At 71.8% G+C, this 2,541-nt stretch carries 2 protein-coding genes; both read right to left on the bottom strand.

What is annotated here, in order from left to right; genetic code table 11:
- Positions 1–2,000, bottom strand: a 2,000-nt coding sequence (locus D7X55_RS38345) for a VIT domain-containing protein (protein WP_233610325.1), incomplete at its 3' end; no start/stop codon positions are given.
- On the bottom strand, positions 1,997–2,485 hold the full coding sequence (locus D7X55_RS38340; RefSeq protein ID WP_121725618.1) for a MerR family transcriptional regulator: 489 nt from the start codon (positions 2,483–2,485) through the stop codon (positions 1,997–1,999). The genes D7X55_RS38340 and D7X55_RS38345, both read right to left, overlap by 4 nt.
- Between the last annotated feature and the right edge of the window lie 56 nt (positions 2,486–2,541).

The raw sequence follows: 2,541 nt of genomic DNA, 5'->3' as shown, positions 1-2,541 counted from the left end.
GGGGGCGGGGGGGCCGCGCTGCCCAGGGCGCGGCCCGGTGCCGCTCCAGGCCTGGGCATTGGCTTCGAGGCCATCCGCTTCATCTTCTCCATGGGCATCCGCCCTCCCACGGGCGTCTGCATGAACGCGTCCCCCGGCGCCTCATCGTCCGCGTCCCGGGCGGCCGGATTGAACATGCTCCAGCCCGCGGGCGCGTTCACCGGCACCACGCGCGTCTCCGGCGTGCCGGACGCGCGGCGGTCACCCTGGCGCTCCTCCACCACCACGAAGGACGTGTACTGCGTGGCCAGCTGGTGCTCGACGGCGAGCCGCACGATGCGCTCCTTCATCGCGTCCGCGCGCCGGCCCACCAGCCCCGCGTCCATCCAGCCCCGGATGCGCTCGGCGGCCCACAACTTCTCCACCACGGGCCGGTCCGACAGCGACGGCAGGTCCAGCCGCACCGTGAGGGAGAAGGGCTCCCGGCCCGACCGTCCCTTCAGCGTCACGCTGCCCGTGCCCGCCTGCGCATAGCGCCCGAAGAGCGTCCACGGCGTGCCGTCCACCAGCGGCGGCAGCGTGGACGGCGCCAGCTCACTGGCCTCCACGCCGTTGAAGCTCACCTCCAGGTCGGTGACGCGCGGCGCGAGCGCCCGGGAGAACTGCGCCACCACCTTCTCGTCGATGCGCTCCCCCGGGTGGATGAACTCCACCGCGCCATCCGTGCGCCGCGCCAGGTCGCGCAACAGCGCGTCGCTCACGTTGGTGCCGATGCCGAACGAGAACACCCGTCCCGCCCCGCGCGCCGCGAGCACCGCGGTGAGGATTTCGTTCTCGTTGCCCACCTGGCCGTCCGTCAGCAGCACCACCACGCCATCCGGCGCGGCCTTCATCGCGGTGACCATCGGCTCCAGCAGCTCCGTGCCGCCGTAGGCCTTGAGCCCCGCGACCCACGCATCCGCCTGCTCCAGCGTGCGCTGGGTGAACGGCACCGTCTGCGGAGAGAACGAACGGTACGCGTTCTCGAACGCGATGACGTTGAAGCGGTCGCCCTCGCGCAGGTGGCGCAGGCACAGCCGGAGCGCGGCCTGGGCCTGCGGCAGGCTGTCGCCCGCCATGGACCCGGACGTGTCCACCACGAACACCACCTCCTGCCGGGGAGGCGACGTCGCCAGGTTCAGCAGGTCCGGCACCACCGTGAGCGCGAACGTGCCTGGCCCTTCCGCCTTGCGGTGGGTGACCACGGGCGTGAGCATCACGTCCGGGTTGGCGTTGCGCATCGTGAGCACCACGTCCCGGTCCAGCGCCACCTCGTCGCCCGCGAAGTGCTTGAGGAACGAATCGCGCTGCAGGCTCACCCGCGTGCGCGTGCCGTCCTTCGTGACGGTGATGCGGTGGGACGGGCTCTCCACCACCACGTCACGGCCCACGTCGACGAGCAGGTCCATCTTCAGCCCGTAGTCCACCGGGCCCTGGGGCGGGGTGAGGCGGTCCGCGTCCGGCACCCGCGTCGTGGGGGCTGCTTCGCCGTGGCCCGTGCGGTCTCCGTGCACCGCGCCGGGGATGTACCGGGGCGCCACCAGCGTGGGCAGCATCCAGCGCACGCTGCCCTCTTCGGCGGTGAGCGTCTGCAGGAACTCCACCTCCACCAGGGTGTCCTCGCCCGGCAACAGGTTGCCCACCTGCGCGGTGAAGACGTTGGCGCGCTCCTGGTCCAGCAGCGCCGCGCCGTGGCCCTCGGTGATGGCGTCGTCGTAGGCGCGGAAGGCCGCCTCGCGCTCCTTCACCACGCCGGCCACGCGGCGGCCCGCGCAGGTCATGGAGAAGGCGCTGAGCGTCGCGTCGGAGGGCAGGGGGAAGGTGTAGACGGCCTCCACCGGCTTCTTCTCGTCGTTGCGGTAGCGCTGCGTCACGCGCACCCGCGCGTGCCCCCCGAGCAGCTCACCGGTGACCTCCACTCCCTGCAGGGGCACCCGGGCCCCCTCACGCGTGAACAGCCCACACTTCGCCTGCTCGTTCATGACGGCGTTCCTTCCTCGGACTCCTCGATGAGGGCGCGCACCCGCTCCGCCAGCGCCCGGACCTTCGCTTCCGCCTGCTCCGACACGTGCAATTCCAACCCCGGCGCCAGGAGCCAGCGCTGGTAACGCGCCACCTCCACCGTCGGGTCTTTTCCCGGCCGCTTCGGCGGCATCCGGGGAGGCTCCTCCGGCACCGGCAACGTCCCCGGGCCTACCGGCGACTCCGCCAGCCGGCGCAGCTCCTCGGGTGACAGCCGCAGGAGCTCCGCCTGGATGGCGTCCAGTGGCAGGAACCTCGCCTGGAGCACCCGGATGGCCTTGAGCCGCACCCGGTGCTCCTCTCCGTAGACCGTGTCCGGCCCCTTGAAGGGCGGCGCGGGCAACAGGCCCCGCTGGACGTAATAGCGGACCGTGCGAGGCGAGACGCCCACCTCCTCCGCCAGCGCGGCCAGCTTCCACTCCGTCTGTGTCTTGGGCGTGCTCACGAACCTGACAGTAGGTTGTGACAGTTGTAGTGTCAAGACGCCGGTGGCGATTTGGC

The organism is Corallococcus sp. AB049A, from assembly GCF_003668885.1.
GTDB lineage: Bacteria > Myxococcota > Myxococcia > Myxococcales > Myxococcaceae > Corallococcus > Corallococcus interemptor.
Note: the sequence above shows the minus strand (reverse complement) of the source record. Positions and strands in the feature narration are given on the sequence as shown.